General features: G+C 58.5%; 6 protein-coding genes. All 6 read right to left on the bottom strand.

Annotated elements, in window-relative coordinates; genetic code table 11:
- Positions 1 to 9: 9 nt before the first annotated feature.
- Entirely contained in the window at positions 10 to 1,308 is a 1,299-nt protein-coding gene (solI, locus tag F3J40_RS08640) for a solanimycin biosynthesis cytochrome P450 SolI (protein ID WP_167013722.1), read from the bottom strand.
- 24 nt (positions 1,309 to 1,332) lie between these two features.
- Positions 1,333 to 6,144, bottom strand: a complete 4,812-nt coding sequence (locus F3J40_RS08635; protein ID WP_167013720.1) for a non-ribosomal peptide synthetase — start codon at positions 6,142 to 6,144, stop codon at positions 1,333 to 1,335.
- Positions 6,141 to 9,626 (bottom strand): solanimycin non-ribosomal peptide synthetase SolG, encoded by a 3,486-nt coding sequence (solG, locus tag F3J40_RS08630; RefSeq protein ID WP_167013718.1) that lies wholly within the window; start codon positions 9,624 to 9,626, stop codon positions 6,141 to 6,143. Before solG ends, F3J40_RS08635 begins: the two co-directional genes overlap by 4 nt.
- 73 nt (positions 9,627 to 9,699) lie before the next feature.
- Positions 9,700 to 16,521 (bottom strand): non-ribosomal peptide synthetase, encoded by a 6,822-nt coding sequence (locus F3J40_RS08625; RefSeq protein ID WP_167013716.1) that lies wholly within the window; start codon positions 16,519 to 16,521, stop codon positions 9,700 to 9,702.
- Positions 16,522 to 18,384, bottom strand: coding sequence for an ACP S-malonyltransferase (gene fabD, locus F3J40_RS08620; RefSeq protein WP_167013714.1), 1,863 nt, complete (start codon positions 18,382 to 18,384; stop codon positions 16,522 to 16,524).
- 38 nt (positions 18,385 to 18,422) lie between these two features.
- Positions 18,423 to 18,689 carry an acyl carrier protein gene (locus F3J40_RS08615; RefSeq protein WP_167013713.1) on the bottom strand — a complete coding sequence of 89 codons (267 nt, stop codon included), beginning with the start codon at positions 18,687 to 18,689 and terminating at the stop codon, positions 18,423 to 18,425.
- Positions 18,690 to 18,712 lie beyond the last annotated feature (23 nt).

Below are 18,712 nucleotides of genomic sequence, written 5' to 3'. Positions count from 1 at the left end.
ACCGCTAAATTACTGATTCGCATCTTGAGTATTCTTTGGAATGATGGCCTGAAGGTTCTCGAACCCGTGTAAAAAATTGGAGTAGCTGCGTGTGGGCTCGCCGAGAACCTTAATATGGGAGAAGCGCTTGAGGATCTCCTGCCAGATAATCGATAACTGCATTTCGGCAACCCGGCTGCCGATACAGGCATGAACCCCCACGCCAAATGAGAGATGACGACGTGCGCGCTCACGATCGATGCAAAAGGTATCCGGATCGTCAATCACCGCAGCGTCCCGGTTACCGGACAGATACCACATCAGGACACGGTCACCCTGGCGGATATGCTTGCCACGGATCTCAACATCGCGATTCGCCACGCGGCTCATAAAGTTAATTGGCGTCTGAAAACGCAGCGTCTCTGACACCATCGACATCACCAGTTCCGGGTTAGCCTTGAGTTTGGCGTACTCCTTAGGGTATTTATCCAGCCAGTAAAGGCTGGCGGATATGGTGTTCCGCGTTGTGTCATTGCCGCCGATAATCAGCAGCACGATGGTGCCCCGGAACGCTTCAAGGGTCATGTTGCAGGTCTCAGGGTGGTGGGCGAGCATCGAGATCAGGTCATGGGAGGGCGGCTCGTTGCGGCGTTTTTCCCACAGCGCCTCAAAGGCCTGATAACATTTCACCGTCTCTTCAGCTTTGTGTTCCCAGCTTTTTACCGGGCCGTGCCCAGGCTCGTACATCAGCATATCTGACCAATAGGTCAGCAGGCGGCGATCCTCAAACGGGAAATCAAACAGTGTCGCCAGCACGGTGGCGGTCAGCTCTTTGGAGACTTTATCCACCCAGTCAAAGGGGAGGCCCACCGGCAGATTATCGAGAATAACCCCCGCACGCTCACGCAGGAGTGGCTCCATCTGGGCCAGGATAGCCGGTCCCATACCCGGCGCTACGGCTTTACGGTGCTTCGTGTGTTCCGGCGGGTCCATGGTAATAAACCCGATATTCTTGCGGCGTTTATGGCCGAGTGCCTTTAACGCGGCTTCAAGATTGATTTTTTCTTCAATCGACTTGAGGTCAATATTTTCCGTAGAAGTAAAATCGTGATGGTTATTGCCCACGGCACGAATGTCCTCCCACAGCGTCAGCGACCAGTAAGGGCCAAATTCGCTGTCCGGCGTGTAATGCACCGGATCTTCCCGGCGTAAACGTTCAAACACCGGCAATTCGGTGGCATTCACAAACCGATCGCGGCGGGCAGGGTTCAGCTGCTCTAGCGGAAGCGTATTAATATTTTCTTCCATAACATCAAGTAACTCAGTCATTTACGCTCACTCAGTCTATTGTTATCAACGGCCAGAAAGGCCACTCACGGACAACTGCGTAATCGGCTTCTCGGGGGACTCAGCCATCGCTTCCAGGGTGGCGAGATAACCCGTCACCAGCATTTCAGCGGTTTCACGGCTAAACAGATCCACGGCGTACTCGAGGATGCCCTCCATGCCCAGCGGGGTGCCTTCATCGCCGTATTTTTCGTACAGCATGTAGTAGAGATCCCACTTGGTGTTGCCGCTGTGAACCGGCAGGACGCGGGCTTCAAGGCCCGGCACGTTAAACACCTCCGCAGGGGTGTTTTGCAGGATCATCATGGTCTGGAACAGCGGATAGTGCGCCGGTGAACGCACCGGGAGGAGCTCACTAACCAACTTAAGGTAGGGGATGTCCTGGTGATCATAAGAGGCCAGCGCTTGCGTCCTGACTCGCTCAAGAACATCGTTGGCGCAAGGGTTCCCCGAGGTATCGACGCGCATGACCCACTGCGTCAGGAAGCATCCCACCAGTTCGTTGAGCGCCTCGTCACTGCGCCCGGCCAAAATGGCCCCCAGTGGAATATCCTCCCCAGCACCCAGGCGGGTGTAAAAGATCCCCAATGCGGCCTGCAATACCATCGACAGTGTCATGTTGCGCTCGCGTGCCAGCCGGCTCAGACGCTGATGCAGAGCGGCAGGAATACGCAGTGGCAAGACTTCTCCCCGATAGCTCGGGCGTTCCGGGCGTGGGTAGTCTTGCGGGAGGGACAAGGTCGCGGGGACACCGTGGAGGGTGTCTTTCCAGTAGGACAACTGTTCGGCATACAGGCTGTCCGGCTGATTCGGATCGCCGAGTAACGCCCGATGCCACACCGCATAGTCGGCATATTGCACCGGCAACGGGATGAAATCAGGCGCACGGCCTGCGCTGCGTGCCTGATAAGCCAGCGTCAGATCACGCGTTAACGGCGCGAGTGAAAAGGCGTCACAGGCAATATGGTGGAACAACAACACCAGGATGTGCTGCTGTGGCGTGACGCGCAAAATAGCGGGGCGGAACGGAAAATCAACGGCGAGATCGAAGACATAGGTAATCGCGTCAAACACGGTTTGATTCATCTTCTCCGCGCTGATGTCAATGCAGGGCACCTCGATCTGCATCTCGCTAAACGGTGAAACCACCTGCACCGGCTGATTGTTGATGACGGCAAAACGGGTTCGCAGTGTTTCATGACGTTCAACCAGATCGTTCAGCCCGGCGGTTAACGCGGCCAGATTCAGTGAGCCTTCCAGTGAAACCACGATCGGCGTATTGAGCGACGAGTTGTTGCCGCGCGTATTCTGTCCGACCCACATCAAATGCTGGCTGTAGGAGACCGGGAGCGGGACCGGACGCGGCGTTATCTGGGTCAGTGGCTGACGGATTTTGTGTGGTGTATTGAGGTGTCTGGCCAGTCCCACCACCGTGGGATGCTCAAACAGCACACGAACCGGCAGCTCGACGCCCAGCCGGGCGCGGATACGGGCAATCAGGCCCGTTGCCAGAATAGAATGGCCGCCCAGCGCAAAGAAATCGTCATCAATACCGACACGCGGCACCTGTAGCAATTCAGCGTAGAGCTGACAGAGCACCTCTTCTTGCGCCGAACGCGGTGCGCGCCAGGCGGTTGTTTCCGTGAACGCCACAGCGGGCAGCGCTTTGAGGTCCACTTTACCGTTCGCCGTTAACGGGAACTGCGCCACGGCGACGATACGGTCAGGTACCATATAATCCGGTAGCCGCGCGTTCAGATAATCCAGCAACTCCGCTTCTTCTGCGGTGCTGATGACATAGGCGACCAGGCGCTTACTGCTTCCAGCGTCGAGAGCCAGCACCCGCGTTTTTTCCACAAGTGGATGTTCGGCCAGACGGGCCTCAATTTCGCCCAGTTCAATACGGAAACCGCGCAGTTTAACCTGCTGATCGTTACGGCCAACGAACAGCAAATTGCCGTCTTCACGATAACGCACCAGATCGCCTGTGCGATACATTCGTGCCGCAGGGTCAGCGGTAAAGGGATCGGCCACGAAGCGCTCGCGGGTCAACGTCTCACGGTTGAGATAGCCAAGGGCGACACCGTCACCACCGATATAGAGTTCACCCACGGCCCCTAACGGAACGGGATGTTGATGGCGGTCCAGCACATAGGTGCGGGTATTGCCGATGGGGCGTCCAACAGGGATAGCCGATGCCAGGACGCTGGCCTCATCAATGGCGTAGGTGGTTGCGAACGTGGTGGTTTCCGTTGGGCCATAGCCATTCACCAGCTTCGCAGACGGCGAAGTGCGCATGACCTGAGCAATTACGCCCGCATCGAGCACATCACCGCCGATAAACAGCGACGTGAACTGCGGGATCACCGGGGCCAGTTCGGTATACAGCTGGTTGAACAAACCCACCGTGAGCCACATCTGCTGGACATGATGCTGCCTGAGTACCTGCACCAGCTCCGCCGGGGAGAGCAGGGTCTCCGCCGGGATCACCACGCAGGTGCCGCCCGTCAGTAACGGTCCCCAAATTTCCAGCGTGCTGGCATCGAAAGCGGTATTGGCGGCCAGCGCCATGCGATCACCCGGCTGGAACTCGCCAACGCCACTGTTGAAAATCAAACGACTGATCGCCCGGTGTGGGACCAGCACGCCCTTCGGCACCCCGGTAGAGCCGGAGGTGTAAATAAGATACGCAGGTGCGGTGCCAGCACGCAGAATGCCCTCCGGGATGGGCGTTGCTCGCGTTATTTCGTTACTGCCGATATCCATCATCGGCAGGTTCAGGTGTGCGGCCAGCGGTTGATGCGCATCGCTGACTAACAACCGCGCGGCACAGTCATCAATCATCCCGTTCAGGCGCGCCTGCGGGGCGAGCGGATCCAGCGGCACGTAGGTTGCCCCCGCCTTGAGGATGCCCAGCGTCGCGACCAGCAATGCGCGACCACGGGGCAACAGCAGCGCCACAATATCACCAGGCTGGATGCCCCAGGCGATGAGCGCCGAGGCCAGGCGGTTAGCCTGCAGATCCAGTTCGCGATAGCGCAACTGCGCGTCACCTTCAATCACCGCCACGGCGTCAGGCGTGCGGGCGACCTGTTGCTCAAACAGATGGTGCACGCTTGCCGTCGCCGGATACTCCCGTTGCGTATCATTCCACTCGTCCAGCAGGGTGTGACGCTCCGCGGCAGGCAGGATGTTCAGCGCATGCATCGGCAGTGCTGGCGTGTTATCCAGCGCCTCCGCCAGGCTTGCCAGGGTTTGCAGAAGATAGCCCATGATGCGTGCCGCGCTGAGCTCTGGCACCGCGAGTACATTCAGACGCAGCGTATCGCCAAAGTCGTCCACCGAGACCGTCAGCGGATAGTCTGTACGCTCCTCAAAGCCGTGCCACTCAATGGCATCGCGTTCGCCCGCCGGAGTAGCCGGGGTTTCATCGGCTGACTGCTGATTGTGGCGATAGTTGAATAACACGTTGAACAGCGGCGTTGGCGGTGCAATCCCACTGCACCGCTGGGCCAGGCCCAGGGATGCATGTTCATACTCAAGTAAGGCTGCCAGGCGCTTATGCGTGGTGCGCACGCTCTCCTCGACACCCACGTCACCCAGATCCAGACGGATAGGCAGCGTGTTGATAAACGGCCCCATGATCTGCTCAGCCCCCGCGCCTGCCTGCAAACGGCCCAGCAGGATGGTGCCAAAGACCACGGTATCGCTGTCGCTGGCACGCGCCATGACCTGCCCCCACACCAGGTGGCAGAGGCTTCCCATACTGACCCCCAGCCGACGGGCATGGGCCCGTAAGCGGTCAACCAGCGGCTTTTCAACGTTCTGGTGGTGTTCAACCACCGTTGCGTTATCCACGGTCACATTCGCGATGCCAAACGGCAGCGTTGGGGCATCGATATCCGCCAGCATCGCGCGGAAAAACTGCTCGTGCTGCGCGGCGGAAGCGGATGCCCGGATGTGGGCAATCAAGCGGCGAAAAGGCTGTGGCGCGGGCAACAGATGACCGCGATTGAGCATGAAAGCGCGGATATCCTCGATCATTATCTGCAACGACGCGATATCGTCGATAAGGTGATGTTGCAGCATCACCATTTCCCAACGTCCGGTGTGCGGGTCCTGCGCGGTATGCAGGCTCAGCAGGGGAGCCTGCGTCAAATCGATCCGGTAATGTGCCGGATCATAGCGCTGGGTGAGTTGCGACATGACAGGGCCGTTGGCCGGATCGAGCACCAGCTCCGTCACCTGCACAGGGGCCTGCCGTAACACTACCTGTGCCGGTGTCGACAGCCCCTGCCAGATAAAGGCGGTGCGCAGAGCATCGTGCCGGTTAATGGTCTGCTGGACGGCCTCGATGTATTGCGTCATCACTGCGCGGTTTGCCAGAGAAACCCGGGCAAACTGGAGGTAAGGATCGCCGTTATCGCTGAGTTGATGCAGGAAGAGGATCCCCTCCTGCAACGGCGTCAGCGCATAGATATCCTGAATATTTGCCATGCCGCCCGGAACCTGGGCGACAATGTGGGCAATATCCTCTGGCGTCAGATCAATCAGCGGTAGCATCTCTGGCGTCAGGTGCGTGGTCTGAGGCGTAATCAGATTGGCGGGCACGCGCGCACCGTGACTGCCTCCCTGAGCGGAGAAATCCCGGCCTGCGCGCAAAGCGTCCACCAGGGCGGGTTTATGCTCACGCAGCGCCAGCTTAATCTCCGGGGTTAATGCGCCCTTAGCCGCCTTAATGACCAGTGATTCGCCATCAAGGGACAAGGCAATATTCGCCTCGTCAAGGGCCTGTAACAGGCCATCAAAATCGATCATATTCTCATCTCATCGAGTTCAACGGTGCGTTCGGCGAGCTCTGCTATCGTCGGATTTTCAAACAGCTCGCGGATCTCGATACTCAAATCGCGCTGGCGCAGTTGCTGCATCAGCTGCACCGCCAACAGCGAATGGCCGCCTAATTCGAAGAAGTTATCGTGACGACCAATACGTTCCACGCCCAACAGCTCCTGCCACAGTTCGGCCATGACGATCTCAACATCGCTCTCTGGCGCAACGTAGGTGTTGCGGAAGAACGCGTCGTCATCAGGCAACGGCAGAGCCTTACGATCCAGCTTGCCGTTAGCGGTCAGCGGGAGCCCGTCAAGCCTGACGAAGGCGGCTGGCACCATGTAGTCCGGCAGTTGCGCAGCCAGGCGCTCACGCCACTGGGCGATAGATTCTGAAGTATTGTGGCGCTGCGCAGTGGCATTCAGCACCACATAGGCCACCAGGCGCAGATCGCCTTGCGCGTCATCACGGGCGACCACGACGGCCTCACTGATGTCAGGCTGTTGCAGCAACACGGCATCAATCTCACCCAGTTCGATACGGAAACCGCGGATCTTGACCTGATTATCGTTACGTCCGAGATATTCGATGTCGCCATTACGCAGGTAGCGTGCCAGATCGCCAGTGCGGTACATGCGGGCGTGGCTATCGGTGACAAACGGATCTTTGAGGAAGCGCTCAGCCGTCAGATCCGGGCGATTGAGGTAACCGCGCGCGACGCCGGTTCCGGCAATATACAGCTCACCCGCCACGCCGAGCGGCACCGGGCGCAGGTGCTGATCGAGCAGATAGATGCGCAGGTTAGCGATAGGGCGGCCAATCGGCACAATGGCTGCGGCTGGCAAATCACGCGGGCAGGTCCAGGCGGTCACGTCGATTGCCGCTTCGGTGGGTCCATACAAGTTATGCACGGCGGTATCCGGCAACGCAGTGTGACAGGCGACCACGCTGGCAGAGCTCAGCGCTTCACCACTGCACACAATGCGGCGTAACGAACGGCATGCCGAAGCGCCTTCGCTTGCCAGGAACAGGTTCAACATCGACGGAACAAAGTGCAGCGTCGTGATGTGATTCTCCTGAATCACCTGGGCCAGCGCTTGCGTATCTTTGTGCGCGCCTGGCGGGGCCACCACCAGCGTTGCCCCCACGGAAAGCGGCCAGAAGAATTCCCACACGGACACGTCAAAGCTAAAGGTGGTTTTCTGTAGGACAGCATCGCTGCTGTCGAGTTGATAGGCGTCCTGCATCCACTGCAAGCGGTTGATCAGGCCACGGTGTTCGTTTTCCACCCCTTTTGGCTTGCCGGTTGAGCCTGAAGTATAGATAACGTAGGCCAGGTGATGTGACTTCAGACCCAGTTCATCAGGGGAGAGCGGTGTGCGAGAGAAGGAAGACGCCGCCAGTACGTCAACGTTGAGATCCAGGGTCTGCAGGCCAGCCGTATCCAGCCCGGCGGTGATCTCGCGTCCACGGGGATCGAGTAACAGCAGCTTCGGCGTCGCGTCTTGCAGGATATAGTCAAGACGGTCAACCGGGTAATCCGGGTCAAGCGGCACATAGGCCGCACCGGCCTTCATGATGCCCATCAGGCCAACCACCATCTCAAGACTGCGATCCAGACAGATGGCGACGCGATCGTCCGGTTTCACCCCTTGCTGGTGCAGCATGTGCGCCAGTTGGTTGGATAATGCCTCCAGCTCGGCGTAGCTCAGTTGGCGCTGACCGAAGCGCAGCGCCGTCGCCGACGGCGTGCGTTTTACCTGCGCCTCAAACATCTGGTGGGTATAAGCCACCTCTGGATACGCTTTGGCGGTGTTATTCCATTCATTCAACAGCAGATGCCGTTCCGCAGCAGGCAGAATGTCGATCTGCTGCATCGGCAGATGAGGCGTTTCACCCAGGGCTTTGGCGATGTTTTCCAGCGCCTGCTGCATATAGGCAAACAGCAGTTCCGGATCCAGCGAGTCGACGACCTGAATATTCAGGCCCAGCGCGCTGCCATAGTCATCCACGGAGAGGGTGATCGGATAGGTGGTTCGCTCTTCAAAACCGTCCCACTGATCGGCTTCGGGGACCACAAAGTCCAGCGACTTGCTCTCAGACTCGCGGTTATGGCGGTAGTTGAACAGGGTATTGAACAGCGGCATCCCGCTGGTCACTCCGCTGCAACGCAAGGCCAGCGCTAATGAGGCGTGTTCATGGCTGAGCAATTCCGCTAACCGTTTATGGGTCGCACGCACGCTCTCCTCAACACTGGCCCCCGTCATATCGAGACGCAGCGGTAAGGTGTTAATGAACGGCCCCATGATCTGGTCTGCGCCTTCACCGGCGTGCATACGGCCAAACAAAATGGTCCCGAACACCACCGAATCCTGGCCGCTAAGGCAGGACAGCACCTGTCCCCACGCCAGATGGCAAATACTGCCCAGGCTGACGCCCAGACGTCGTGCAAAGCCGCGCAGTACGTCATTGAGTTGCTGCGGCACTTTGCGCGTCACCTCAATGATTTCAGCGTCATCAAGCATATTAACCAGCCCATACAGCGCGGTTGGCTCGTCGATATCACTCAGTGTCGAACGGAAATAACGCTCGTGCTCTTCCGGGCTCTTACCCAGACGGACCTGGGCAATCAGGCGGCGGAAGGGCTGTGCCTCTGGCAGCGTATGGCCGCGCCCTGCCAGGAAGGTGTGGATTTCAGCCGACAGGATCAGCACCGACGTGATGTCATCAATCAGGTGATGCAGCACCCGGAACATTTCCCAGCGATCGTTAGGGGCGTCGTAGGCGACAAAGGCGTGCAGCAACGGCGGTTTTGCCAAATCAATCCGGTAATGGGACGGATCGAAGCGCTCGGCTAACTGCTCAGCAATCGGGCCGTTAGCAGGGTCCAGCTGAACCTCCTGCACATGCAGTGTGGCTTGCCGCTGTACAACCTGGCACGGCGTAGAGACACCTTCCCAGTAAAAGCCGGTGCGCATGATGTCATGACGGTCGATAACCTTCTGAACGGCGGCCAGATAGTGGTCGACTTTTTCGCGGCTGGCAAAGTTCATCTGGCCCGTTTGCAGATAGGGGTCGCCCTTGCTCGCCAGCATATGGTGAAACAGGATCCCCTCCTGTAACGGAGCCAGCGAATAGATGTCCTGAATATTGCTGACACCGCCGGATACCTGGTCGACAACCTGATCGATATCGTCCTGGCTAAAATCGATCAAAGGCAGCAGTTCCGGCGTAATCGCCGTGGTCTGGCGGGTGATTTTGTTCGCCGGCACCACCACCTCAAAGGCGTTGGAGAGGCGTTTACCGCTCCGCAGCGCGTTCAACATCGTGGCTTTGTGTTCGCGCAGCGCGCTTTTAATCTCGCTGGTCAGCGCCCCTTTGGCTGCGGTGATCACCAAATCCTCGTCGTCCAGTGCGATTGATATTTTGGCCTTTTCCAGAGTCAGCAGTAACTGGTCAAAATCGCTCATTATTTGTTCTCCATGATAATCACTTTCAGGCAAGGGTTTTTTGTTGTGTTACACATGCTTCGGAATAACGTATTCACAGTCGGGTCTCCGCAAGCTCAATGGTTTTGGCCGCGAGATCTGCCAAAACAGGCGTATCAAACAGTGTGCGTATTTCAATGCTGAGCCCTTTGCGTCGCAGCTGTTCTATGAGACGAACCGCCAATAACGAATAGCCACCGAGTTCAAAGAAGTTGTCCTGTCGGCCGATGCGCTCAACGCCCAGCAGCGCTTCCCAGATAGCCGCCAGCGTGGTTTCTATCTCGCCTTGAGGTGCCACATAGGTGCGAAGGGCAAAGTCCATGTCATCCGGTGTGACCAGCGCATTGCGATCAATCTTGCCGTTCGGCGTAAGCGGTAGGGTGTCGAGCGTGACGAACGCGGCAGGAACCATGTAGTCCGGCAGTGTGTCCTGCAAATGCTGGCGTAACGTCTGGCGATCAAAGCGTGCCTGGACCTTATTTTTGAGCGTCGCCAGATGTTGCAATGCCGCCTGGGGATCTTCCGGCTCAATCCAGTCGATAAGACAGGCCACCTCGTTCACGCCAATCTCCTGTAACTTTTCAGCCACGGAGAGCGCAGACTCCGGCGTACCGATAAACGACAGATCGCGGGTATAGCGCTTAAAGGCGAACGCCAGCATGCTCTGTTTATCTTCGTGTGGCAGGAGGTTGAGGTCGATGTCCTGCTCCATCAACCAGTCAGAAAGCAGGCTCAGATGCCCTTCCAGGTAGTCGAAGAAAGGCTGTCTCGCCTGATTGAGCACGGCGTCGTGATTGTCGCCCAGACAGGTGTGAACCATCACCGTGACTTTGCCACTGTGCGGATCGAACCCGGCGTTTTCTCGTGCGGCACGATAGCGCGCGATATGGCTGGCGAGCCCGTCAATATTCTGCGTCAGCAGGTGCGTGAGCACGTTTGCGCCGCTGCTGCCTGCATACTCGAAGGTCTCCGAGGTGCCGGCGGCGGTTAACCAAATCGGCAGCTCTCGCTGTACTGGCTGCGGATAAATCGTGATGGCGACGTCCTGGCCGCGACTGTCTTGCCGAACGACGCTACCGCCGTGCCACAGCGTTTTCAGCTCTTCGATCCCATGCCGCATCACCTCGCGACGCGAGCAGTAATTTTGCGGTGCCAGGACGAAATCTTGCGGATTCCAGCCAGACGCAATGCCGATCCCCACCCGGCCATTCGATAAGTTATCGACGATCGACCAGTTTTCAGCGATGGAAAGGGGATCGTGCAGCGGCAGCACCACGCTGCCCGCGCGCAGCTGGATATTCTGCGTGGCGGTCGCGAGCGAAGCCTGTAATAACGCAGGATTTGCATACAATCCGCCGACGTTGTGGAAATGGCGTTCCGGTGTCCATATCGCCGTAAACCCCTGTCGATCGCCAAACTCCGCCGCCTTCAGATACTCGTGGTAGCCACGCCGGGCATCCGTGTTGGCACCAAAGAAGAATAAGCTAAAGTCCAGACGGGCAGGGTCAACCGGCTGCGTTGCCGTGCTCGCTTCATTTGACTGCGGCACCACATAGGCCACCAGACGCTGCGTGCCATTACGCGCTTCTCGCGCAACGACAACCGCTTCACGTACCCGAGGATGGCGCATTAAGCGGGCTTCGATTTCCTGTAGCTCAATACGATGTCCGCGCAGCTTGAGCTGGCTGTCGGTACGCCCCAGGTAAATCAGCCGGTTTTCAGCGGAAAACGTCGCGAAATCCCCGGTGCGATACAGGCGGGCGGCAGGATCCGTTGAGAACGGGTCGGGAATAAAACGCTCAGCGGTGAGTTCAGGGCGCGCAAAATAGCCTCGCGCCACGCCTTCACCGCCGATGTACAGCTCGCCCATCGCACCTTTCGGCACCGGTTGACCGTGAGCATCCATCAGATACACCTGCGTGTTCGCAATCGGGGTGCCGATGGCCTGGTTGTACTGGGTTAAGTCCTGTTCTTCTACGCGATGGCAGGTCGACCAGATGGTGGTTTCGGTGGGTCCATAGAGGTTCCACAGCGATGCGCCAAAGGTGAACAGGCGCTGCGCCAGATCGGCGGGCATCGCTTCACCCCCGCACAAGATCTTCAACTGTGGATGTGGCGTTGCATCCCTTTCCACCAGCGCTCGCCAGGTGGTTGGGGTTGCCTGCATCAGGGTGATCCGGTGACTGCGCAGCAGCGAGAGGAGCGCATCGGGATCCCGCGCCTGATCGCGGCTTGCCAGCCTGATCGACGCCCCGGTCATCAGCGGCAAATAGAGCTCAAGCCCGGCGATATCAAAGGAGATGCTGGTGACGGACAGCAGACAATCCTCCGGCGTTAGCCGGAACAGCGCCTGCATCCCGGTGAGGAAGTTAACCACCTGACGGTGCTCCACCATCACGCCCTTTGGATTGCCGGTGGAACCTGAGGTGTAAATCACATACGCCAGATGGCGCGAATTCAGGCTCAGCGGCGCAGGGTTGCGGGTTGACGAGGCCGCCCAACCGGCGCGGTCTGTGTCCAGGTTGACCACCGTGACGGGATTATCCGCAGGCGTGCCAAACAGTGCGCTGCCGCGCTGATCCACCAACAGCACTTTCGGCTGGGCATCGTCGAGAATATAGGCCAGCCGCGCGGCGGGATATTCAGGATCGAGCGGTACGTAAGCCCCGCCTGCCTTCAGGGTGGCCAACAGCGCGATCAGCATGGTTGCGCCACGTTCCACGCACACACCGACACGGGTATCTGGCGTTACCCCCAGCGCCATCAAATAGTGGGCCAGGCGGTTCGCCTGCTGATTCAGTTCTGCGTAGCTAAACTGTGCGTCACCTACGGATAACGCCAGCGCCTGCGGTTGCAGCGCGGCCTGGTGCTCAAACAGTTGATGAATCAGCGTCGTCGCCGGGAAGGCGAGCGTCGTGGTATTCACCGTGTTGAGCAGATCCTGACGCACCTCTGGCGGCAAGATCTCAAGCTGATACAGCGCGATTTCCGTCGAGGAAGGCGACACATCGGCTTCAAGGGCAGTGACCAGGCTCAGCAGGCTCTGTTGGAAATAGGCCACCAGGGGTTCGCCAGAGAGTGACGGGAGCACCTGTACGCTGATATCAATCTCGTCATCGCCCTCATCGACCGACGCCACGATCGGATAAGGTGTGCGCTCTTCAAACCCATGCCATGACATGCCATCGAAGGCGATATTCCCCAAAATATCTTTGTCTGAAGGACGGTTACGGCGGTAATTAAACACCGAGCTAAACAGGGGAGTTGGGGGAGCTATTCCACTGGCTTGCTGCGCCAGGGATAACATCGCGTGCTCGTGCCTGATGAGGGCGGTAAGGCGTTGATGTGTCTGCTGAACCGCCTCGACGGCACCGATTGCGCCAACGTCCAGGCGCATTGGCAAAGTATTGAGGCACGGCCCCAGAATTTTATCGCTGTCCTTGCCCTGCATCCGGCCTGACAGCACGGTTCCCAGCACCACCGTGTCGCGCCCGCTGGCGGCACCCAGTACACGCGCCCAGCTTAAATGGCACAGGCTGCTCAGGCTTACGCCGAGACGGCGAGCCTGCTGGCGTAACCGCTGCGCGAGCGGGGCGGCCAGCCGCTGGCGGGTTTCCGTGATCTGTTGGCCTTTGAGATACCCACTCTTAAGCAGAAACGGCATCGTGGGTGCGTCAATATCCCCTAACATCTCGGCGAAAAAGGCCAGCTGCGGTTGCGGATCGCTGTGCTGGCGCAAATGCGCGACATGCTGACGGAACGCGGTTGCGGGCGGCAGGCTATCGCCGGTGCCGTTGAGGAATGCCTGGGTATCGGCAAGCAGGATTTGCAGTGAGGAGAGATCTTCCACCAGGTGGTGGATATACATCAGGACTTCCCAGCGTGCCTGTGCGTCATCATACGCAATGTGCAGATGCAGCAACGGCGGTTGCGCCAAATCAATGCGCTGGGCGTAAGGGTCAAGATGCGCCTTCATCTGCTCGACAATCGCCCCCGCGTCGGCGGTCAATGCCAGCGTTTTTACCTGGAGGCGGGCCTGGCGCAGTACTACCTGAACCGGGGTCTCCAGTCCTTGCCAGATAAACGCGGTACGCAGAATATCATGGCGATCGACAACCCGTTGCAGCGCGGCGAGATACTTATCCAGCGCATCGCGCTGCGTAAATGACAGATGTCCGCACTGGAGATAAGGGTCGCCGCCTTCTTCCAGCAAATGATGGAAGATGATGCCTTCCTGCAACGGCGTTAGCGCGTAGATATCCTGAATATTGGCAATGCCTCCCGCTATCTGCGACACGATGTTTTCTATCTGGGGTTGAGTCAAAGAGACCAACGGCAGATGTTCAGGATGCAGTGCGGTGAGGTCCGGCGTAATCAGATTCTCAGGAACAACACAGGCGGCTCCCGGCGCGGCTTCCGGTGTTATCTGCGCGGCGAGCTCGGCTAATACCGGATACGTTAAGATTGTCGGGACATCGGTATACAGCTGTTGCTCCAGCAGCAACGCTTTCAGCTGCATCGCCAGCAGTGAATGACCACCCAACTCGAAGAAGTTATCCTGGCGGCCAACCGTATGAACGCCGAGCAAGGTTTGCCACAGCTGTGCCAGTACCGTTTCTGTTCCGGCGCGGGGCGCGGCAAAATCACGTTGTACGTAGGCACTGCTATCCGGTAATGGCAGGGCTTTACGGTCAATTTTGCCGTTGGCGGTGAGCGGTAACGCCTTCATCACCACAAAGGCCGCCGGGATCATGTAGCCAGGCAGTTGGCGGGCAAGGGCTTCACGCCACTGCGCGATGGCGGTGTTGTCCACCGGGTGTTCCGGGACAACATAGGCGACCAGACGCGCTTCGCCCTCCGCCGGGGTCAAACCGATCACCGTCGCTTCTTTAATTTGTGCCAGCGCGGTGAGGTGCGACTCGATGTCACCCAGCTCAATACGATACCCGCTGAGCTTAATCTGGTGGTCGCGACGTCCGAGGAACTCGATGCGGCCATCGTCTAACCAGCGGCCGATATCACCGGTGCGATAGACTCTTGCCCCTGGCACCCAGGGATCGGCAATAAATTGTTGCGCGGTGAGTTCCGGGCGGTTGATATAGCCGACGGCCACACCTTCACCACCGATCCAGATCTCCCCGGCCATTCCCGGCGCACAAAGCTGGCCGAAATGATCGACCACGTACATGCGGGTATTGGCAATGGGACGTCCGATGCTCAGACGATTATCCTGCGTCGGCTCACTGTCCCGCATCCAGGCGGACGACATGATGGTGGTTTCAGTAGGGCCATAGCCGTTGATATAACGGCAACGCTCGCTCCAGCGTTCAATCAGCGACAGCGTGGGGGCCGAGCCAGCGGTGAGCAGCGTCATGCCTTCAGGCACCCGCGTCGGATCGAGGTGCGCCAGATACGGCGGTGGGAAGGCGGAAAAACGGACATTGTGTTCGGCCATGTATTCCGTCAAGGCGGGTGGATTCTGGATAAGCGCATTTGACAGCAGATGCAGTTCACAACCGCGCGTCAGCGTACCGAAAATCTCCCCGGCGGAGGCATCAAACGTGTAAGGCGCGAACTGGGTGATAGGTTGCCCGGCACTGAAAATGCCCAGGTGCTCGCACCAGGCGCAGAAGTTAATCAGGCTGCGGTGCGCAATCGCCACCCCTTTTGGGGTACCGGTGGTCCCGGAGGTATAGATGATGTAAGCAATGGTGCTGGAGTCAACGGCGTCGGCTGCGTCTTCCGGGGCGCTGGCGGCTCCATGAAACTCATCGACGAACAGTAACCTGGCGCTTTCCTCTGCGGTGAAGTGCTCAACATCTGCCCGCGTGGTGAGCGTCCAGCGCGCCTGTGCATCATGGGTGATAAACGCACGGCGCTCAAACGGGGTATCCAGGCTGACGGGCACATAAGCCGCGCCGAGCTTGATGATAGCCAGCATGGCAGCGATAAGGTCTGGCGACTTATTCATGCTCAGCACCAACCGATCGCCCTGTACCACACCAGCACGACGCAGGGCGGTGGCAATCTCTCCTGCGCGGTCGGCCAGTTGTTGGTAACTGATACGCCGATCGTCAGCCACCAGTGCTGTTGAGCTGCGCCGGGCCGCGACCTGGTCGGCAAACAGCGCATAGAGTGAGCGATCCAGCGCCACGTCTAACGCGGTGTCATTCCACGCATGGAGGATGCGGGCGATATCCTCACCGCCAAGCAGTGACTGTTCGCGGATCAGGCGTGTGTTGCCCTGGGTAAAGTCGGTCAGCAACTGCTGTAAACGGTGCAGCAGGCTCTGTGCATCGGCATCGCTGATGTCGCTGAGGTGATAGCGCAGCGCCAGAGACAGTGTCGAACCGCACTGCAAAGTGACCTGCAACGGCGCGCCGGTTTCGTCTGCTGATGCTTTCTCCTGCACGCTGACCTGCGAAGTCAGGGACGGCAAAGAGGCGGGCAGCGTGTCGGCATGCAGCCGGTGTTGCGCCAACCGGTCGGCTACTTCGTTCAACCACTCACCCAGCGTGAGGTCGCCATCAACGGGCAGACGCACCGGAAACAGGGGAGAGCCTGACCGGACATCACTATCGAGGCGAACTGCGAAGGCGACCTCCTCTTCGCCACTGTACTTGCTCAGCAGCAGCCCCCAGGCCGCCGTGAGCAACACATCCAGCGATAGCCTGTGCGCCAGGAGTGCGGCGCTCAGCGCGGAGGGAAGCGCCGCGACAAGCGTGCTGACTTGCGCCTCAGAGGGCAAGGCCTTGGCCGTATCCGTGCCGGTGGTATTTGCCAGGTTGGCATTCGCTGTCATTTGTACGCCGCTCAGGTAGTGTGACCAATAGGTCAACGTGCTCTCAGCGTGCGGCAAGTGTCTGTTATCCTGCACTTATGCGCCCTCCATGACGGCGTTATCGACAAACTTTTTTATCTTCTCTTGCAGGTGGGAGACGCTTTCGACGTTGCGGCCAAACTGATTAATGGCCGTACCCTGCTGGGTCATGGTGGAAAAACCGTATTTGAGGAAGGTCGACAACGTGCCCGTTGGGCTGAGATCGACAAAGAAGGTGTCGTCGTTGTCCTCCAGTTGTTGCATCAAACCGTAGAAATCGACCTTTTCCCGTAATACCCGCCAGAAATATTCGTTGTCCCACTGGGTGACCGCACTGCCCGACATGGCTGAGTACACCGGTATCGCTGCCGGGCGTGTAGGGAGTGTGTCTACCAGCGTGCGGAAGTCGTGCTCAATCGCCGCGATCCCCGAGGAGTGGAAGGGGTGTTCGACGGGCAGCACCATCGAAATAATCTCTTGCCTGGTCAGCTGATCTTTAAGGGCGGTCAGATTTTCAAGCGCACCACTAACCACGAAGTTGTTCGGGAAGTTAATGCTGGCTAATTCGGTATGCTGATAGAGCTGAGTCTGCGCGTGGAAATGCGCCACCGGCGCGAGCACACTCATCATGCCGCCGTTGGCATTTTTTTCGCTCAAGAGACGTCCTTGCGTGACCACCAGCTTCATGGCGTCTTCGAGGGTTAACACCCCAGCGACCACCGCAGTGATACATTCGCCGAGGCTGTATCCCACCACGGCGCTGGGCACGATGCCCTGTGCGCCCAGCATCTGCGTCAGGCTGACCCCGACACTCAGCAAGGCCGCATTCGACAACACGATGTCGGTGAGCGGCAGGTGGCGGCGCGTTTCGTCATACAGCGGCTCCAGCAGGCTGTTGCCGGTAAGCTGCTGATAGAGTGCGTGACACTGATCCATCTGCTTACGGAAGGCGCTGTTACGTTGGTACAGTTCGGCACCCATACCGTGGTACTGCGATCCCTGGCCACCAAACATAAACACCACGCGCGCCTGCGGGTCCGGCTCGCCCTGAGGCGTCACCGACAGTGTCATCGGCTGGGCCTGGATTTTGGTGAAGAGGTTGGTCAGCACCTGGCCTGGCCCGATTTCCCGCTGTGTGACGTCGCCTTGCGCCAGCAGGCGCGACAGGCTTTCAAACCAGCGAACCGGCTGACTGATCTGTTGGGTCAGCAGGTCGAGATAATCGGTTGGCGGGTAATCTAGCGCGGTGTAGTTGGAAATCACCCGCGCCTGCAGTGGGTTAAAGGTAAACTGTTGCGCAAACCGGGCGAATTGCTGCCCGATATCACGCATGTAACGGGAGTGGAAAGCCGCACTCACATTCAGTTTGACGAAACGCGCGCCTGCTGCGGTAAAACGTGCCTCGCAGGCGGCGATGTCGTCAGAGAGACCGGAGATCACGATTTGCTGTGCCGTGTTGATATTGGCAATGTCGATACCCGTCAGTCCCGACGCGGCGAGCACTTCTGCCACGCGGGCCTGACTCATGCCGACCACGGCGGCCATTGCCCCCCGGGATACCGTTGACATCAACCGGCCCCGCTCTTTGACCAGGGCGACACCCGTAGCGAAATCAAACGCGCCAGCGGCAAACAGTGCAGCGAACTCCCCCAGGCTATGGCCCGCATAGCAGTCGGGCGCCGCTACGCCATCTTCGCGCTCCGCCAGGATACCCAGCGCCGAGACCACAAACAGGGCGGGTTGGGTAAAGGCGGTCTCGCCCAACACCCCCTGAGGATCTTCAAGACAGAGTTCGCGAATCGAATAACCGAGGACCGCATCAGCCTCTTTAACCTGTTCAGGGAAACGCGCAAACAGCGCCGCTCCCATCCCTTTCTGCTGCGATCCTTGACCAGGAAATACCCAAATTGAAGAAGACATAAGTCGCCTATTACCGTTTCCCAGGAGTGTAATCGTGTTCAGAACTTGACGGCTTCCGCAGGCAAATGCGCCTGAATCGCGTCGATCAGGTCATCCAGCGTGTAAATCGCACGCTTTTCACTGTCGTTAACCTTGATGTTCAGCGTCTTTTCAATTTCGTACCAGGCTTCGAGCATCTCGACGGAATCTACACCCAGTTCGCCGCCCAGAAAGGCTTCCACATCAACCACTTCTGGCGTGAAACCGGTGTTTTTGATGTTGTTGATGATGTCGAGCACAACGGTCAGAATGTCTTTTTGATCCATGATGTTTATCTCCCAATCCACTT

It is taken from the genome of Candidatus Pantoea multigeneris, assembly GCF_011752615.1.
GTDB lineage: Bacteria > Pseudomonadota > Gammaproteobacteria > Enterobacterales > Enterobacteriaceae > Pantoea > Pantoea multigeneris.
This window is presented reverse-complemented; position numbering and strand designations above follow the sequence as displayed.

Excerpts from the sequence above, each read along its gene's own strand:
- solI (WP_167013722.1), bottom strand. The coding sequence starts at position 1,308 with ATGACTGAGTTACTTGATGTTATGGAAGAAAATATTAATACGCTTCCG.
- F3J40_RS08635 (WP_167013720.1), bottom strand. The coding sequence starts at position 6,144 with ATGATCGATTTTGATGGCCTGTTACAGGCCCTTGACGAGGCGAATATT.
- solG (WP_167013718.1), bottom strand. The coding sequence starts at position 9,626 with ATGAGCGATTTTGACCAGTTACTGCTGACTCTGGAAAAGGCCAAAATA.
- fabD (WP_167013714.1), bottom strand. The coding sequence starts at position 18,384 with ATGTCTTCTTCAATTTGGGTATTTCCTGGTCAAGGATCGCAGCAGAAA.
- F3J40_RS08615 (WP_167013713.1), bottom strand. The coding sequence starts at position 18,689 with ATGGATCAAAAAGACATTCTGACCGTTGTGCTCGACATCATCAACAAC.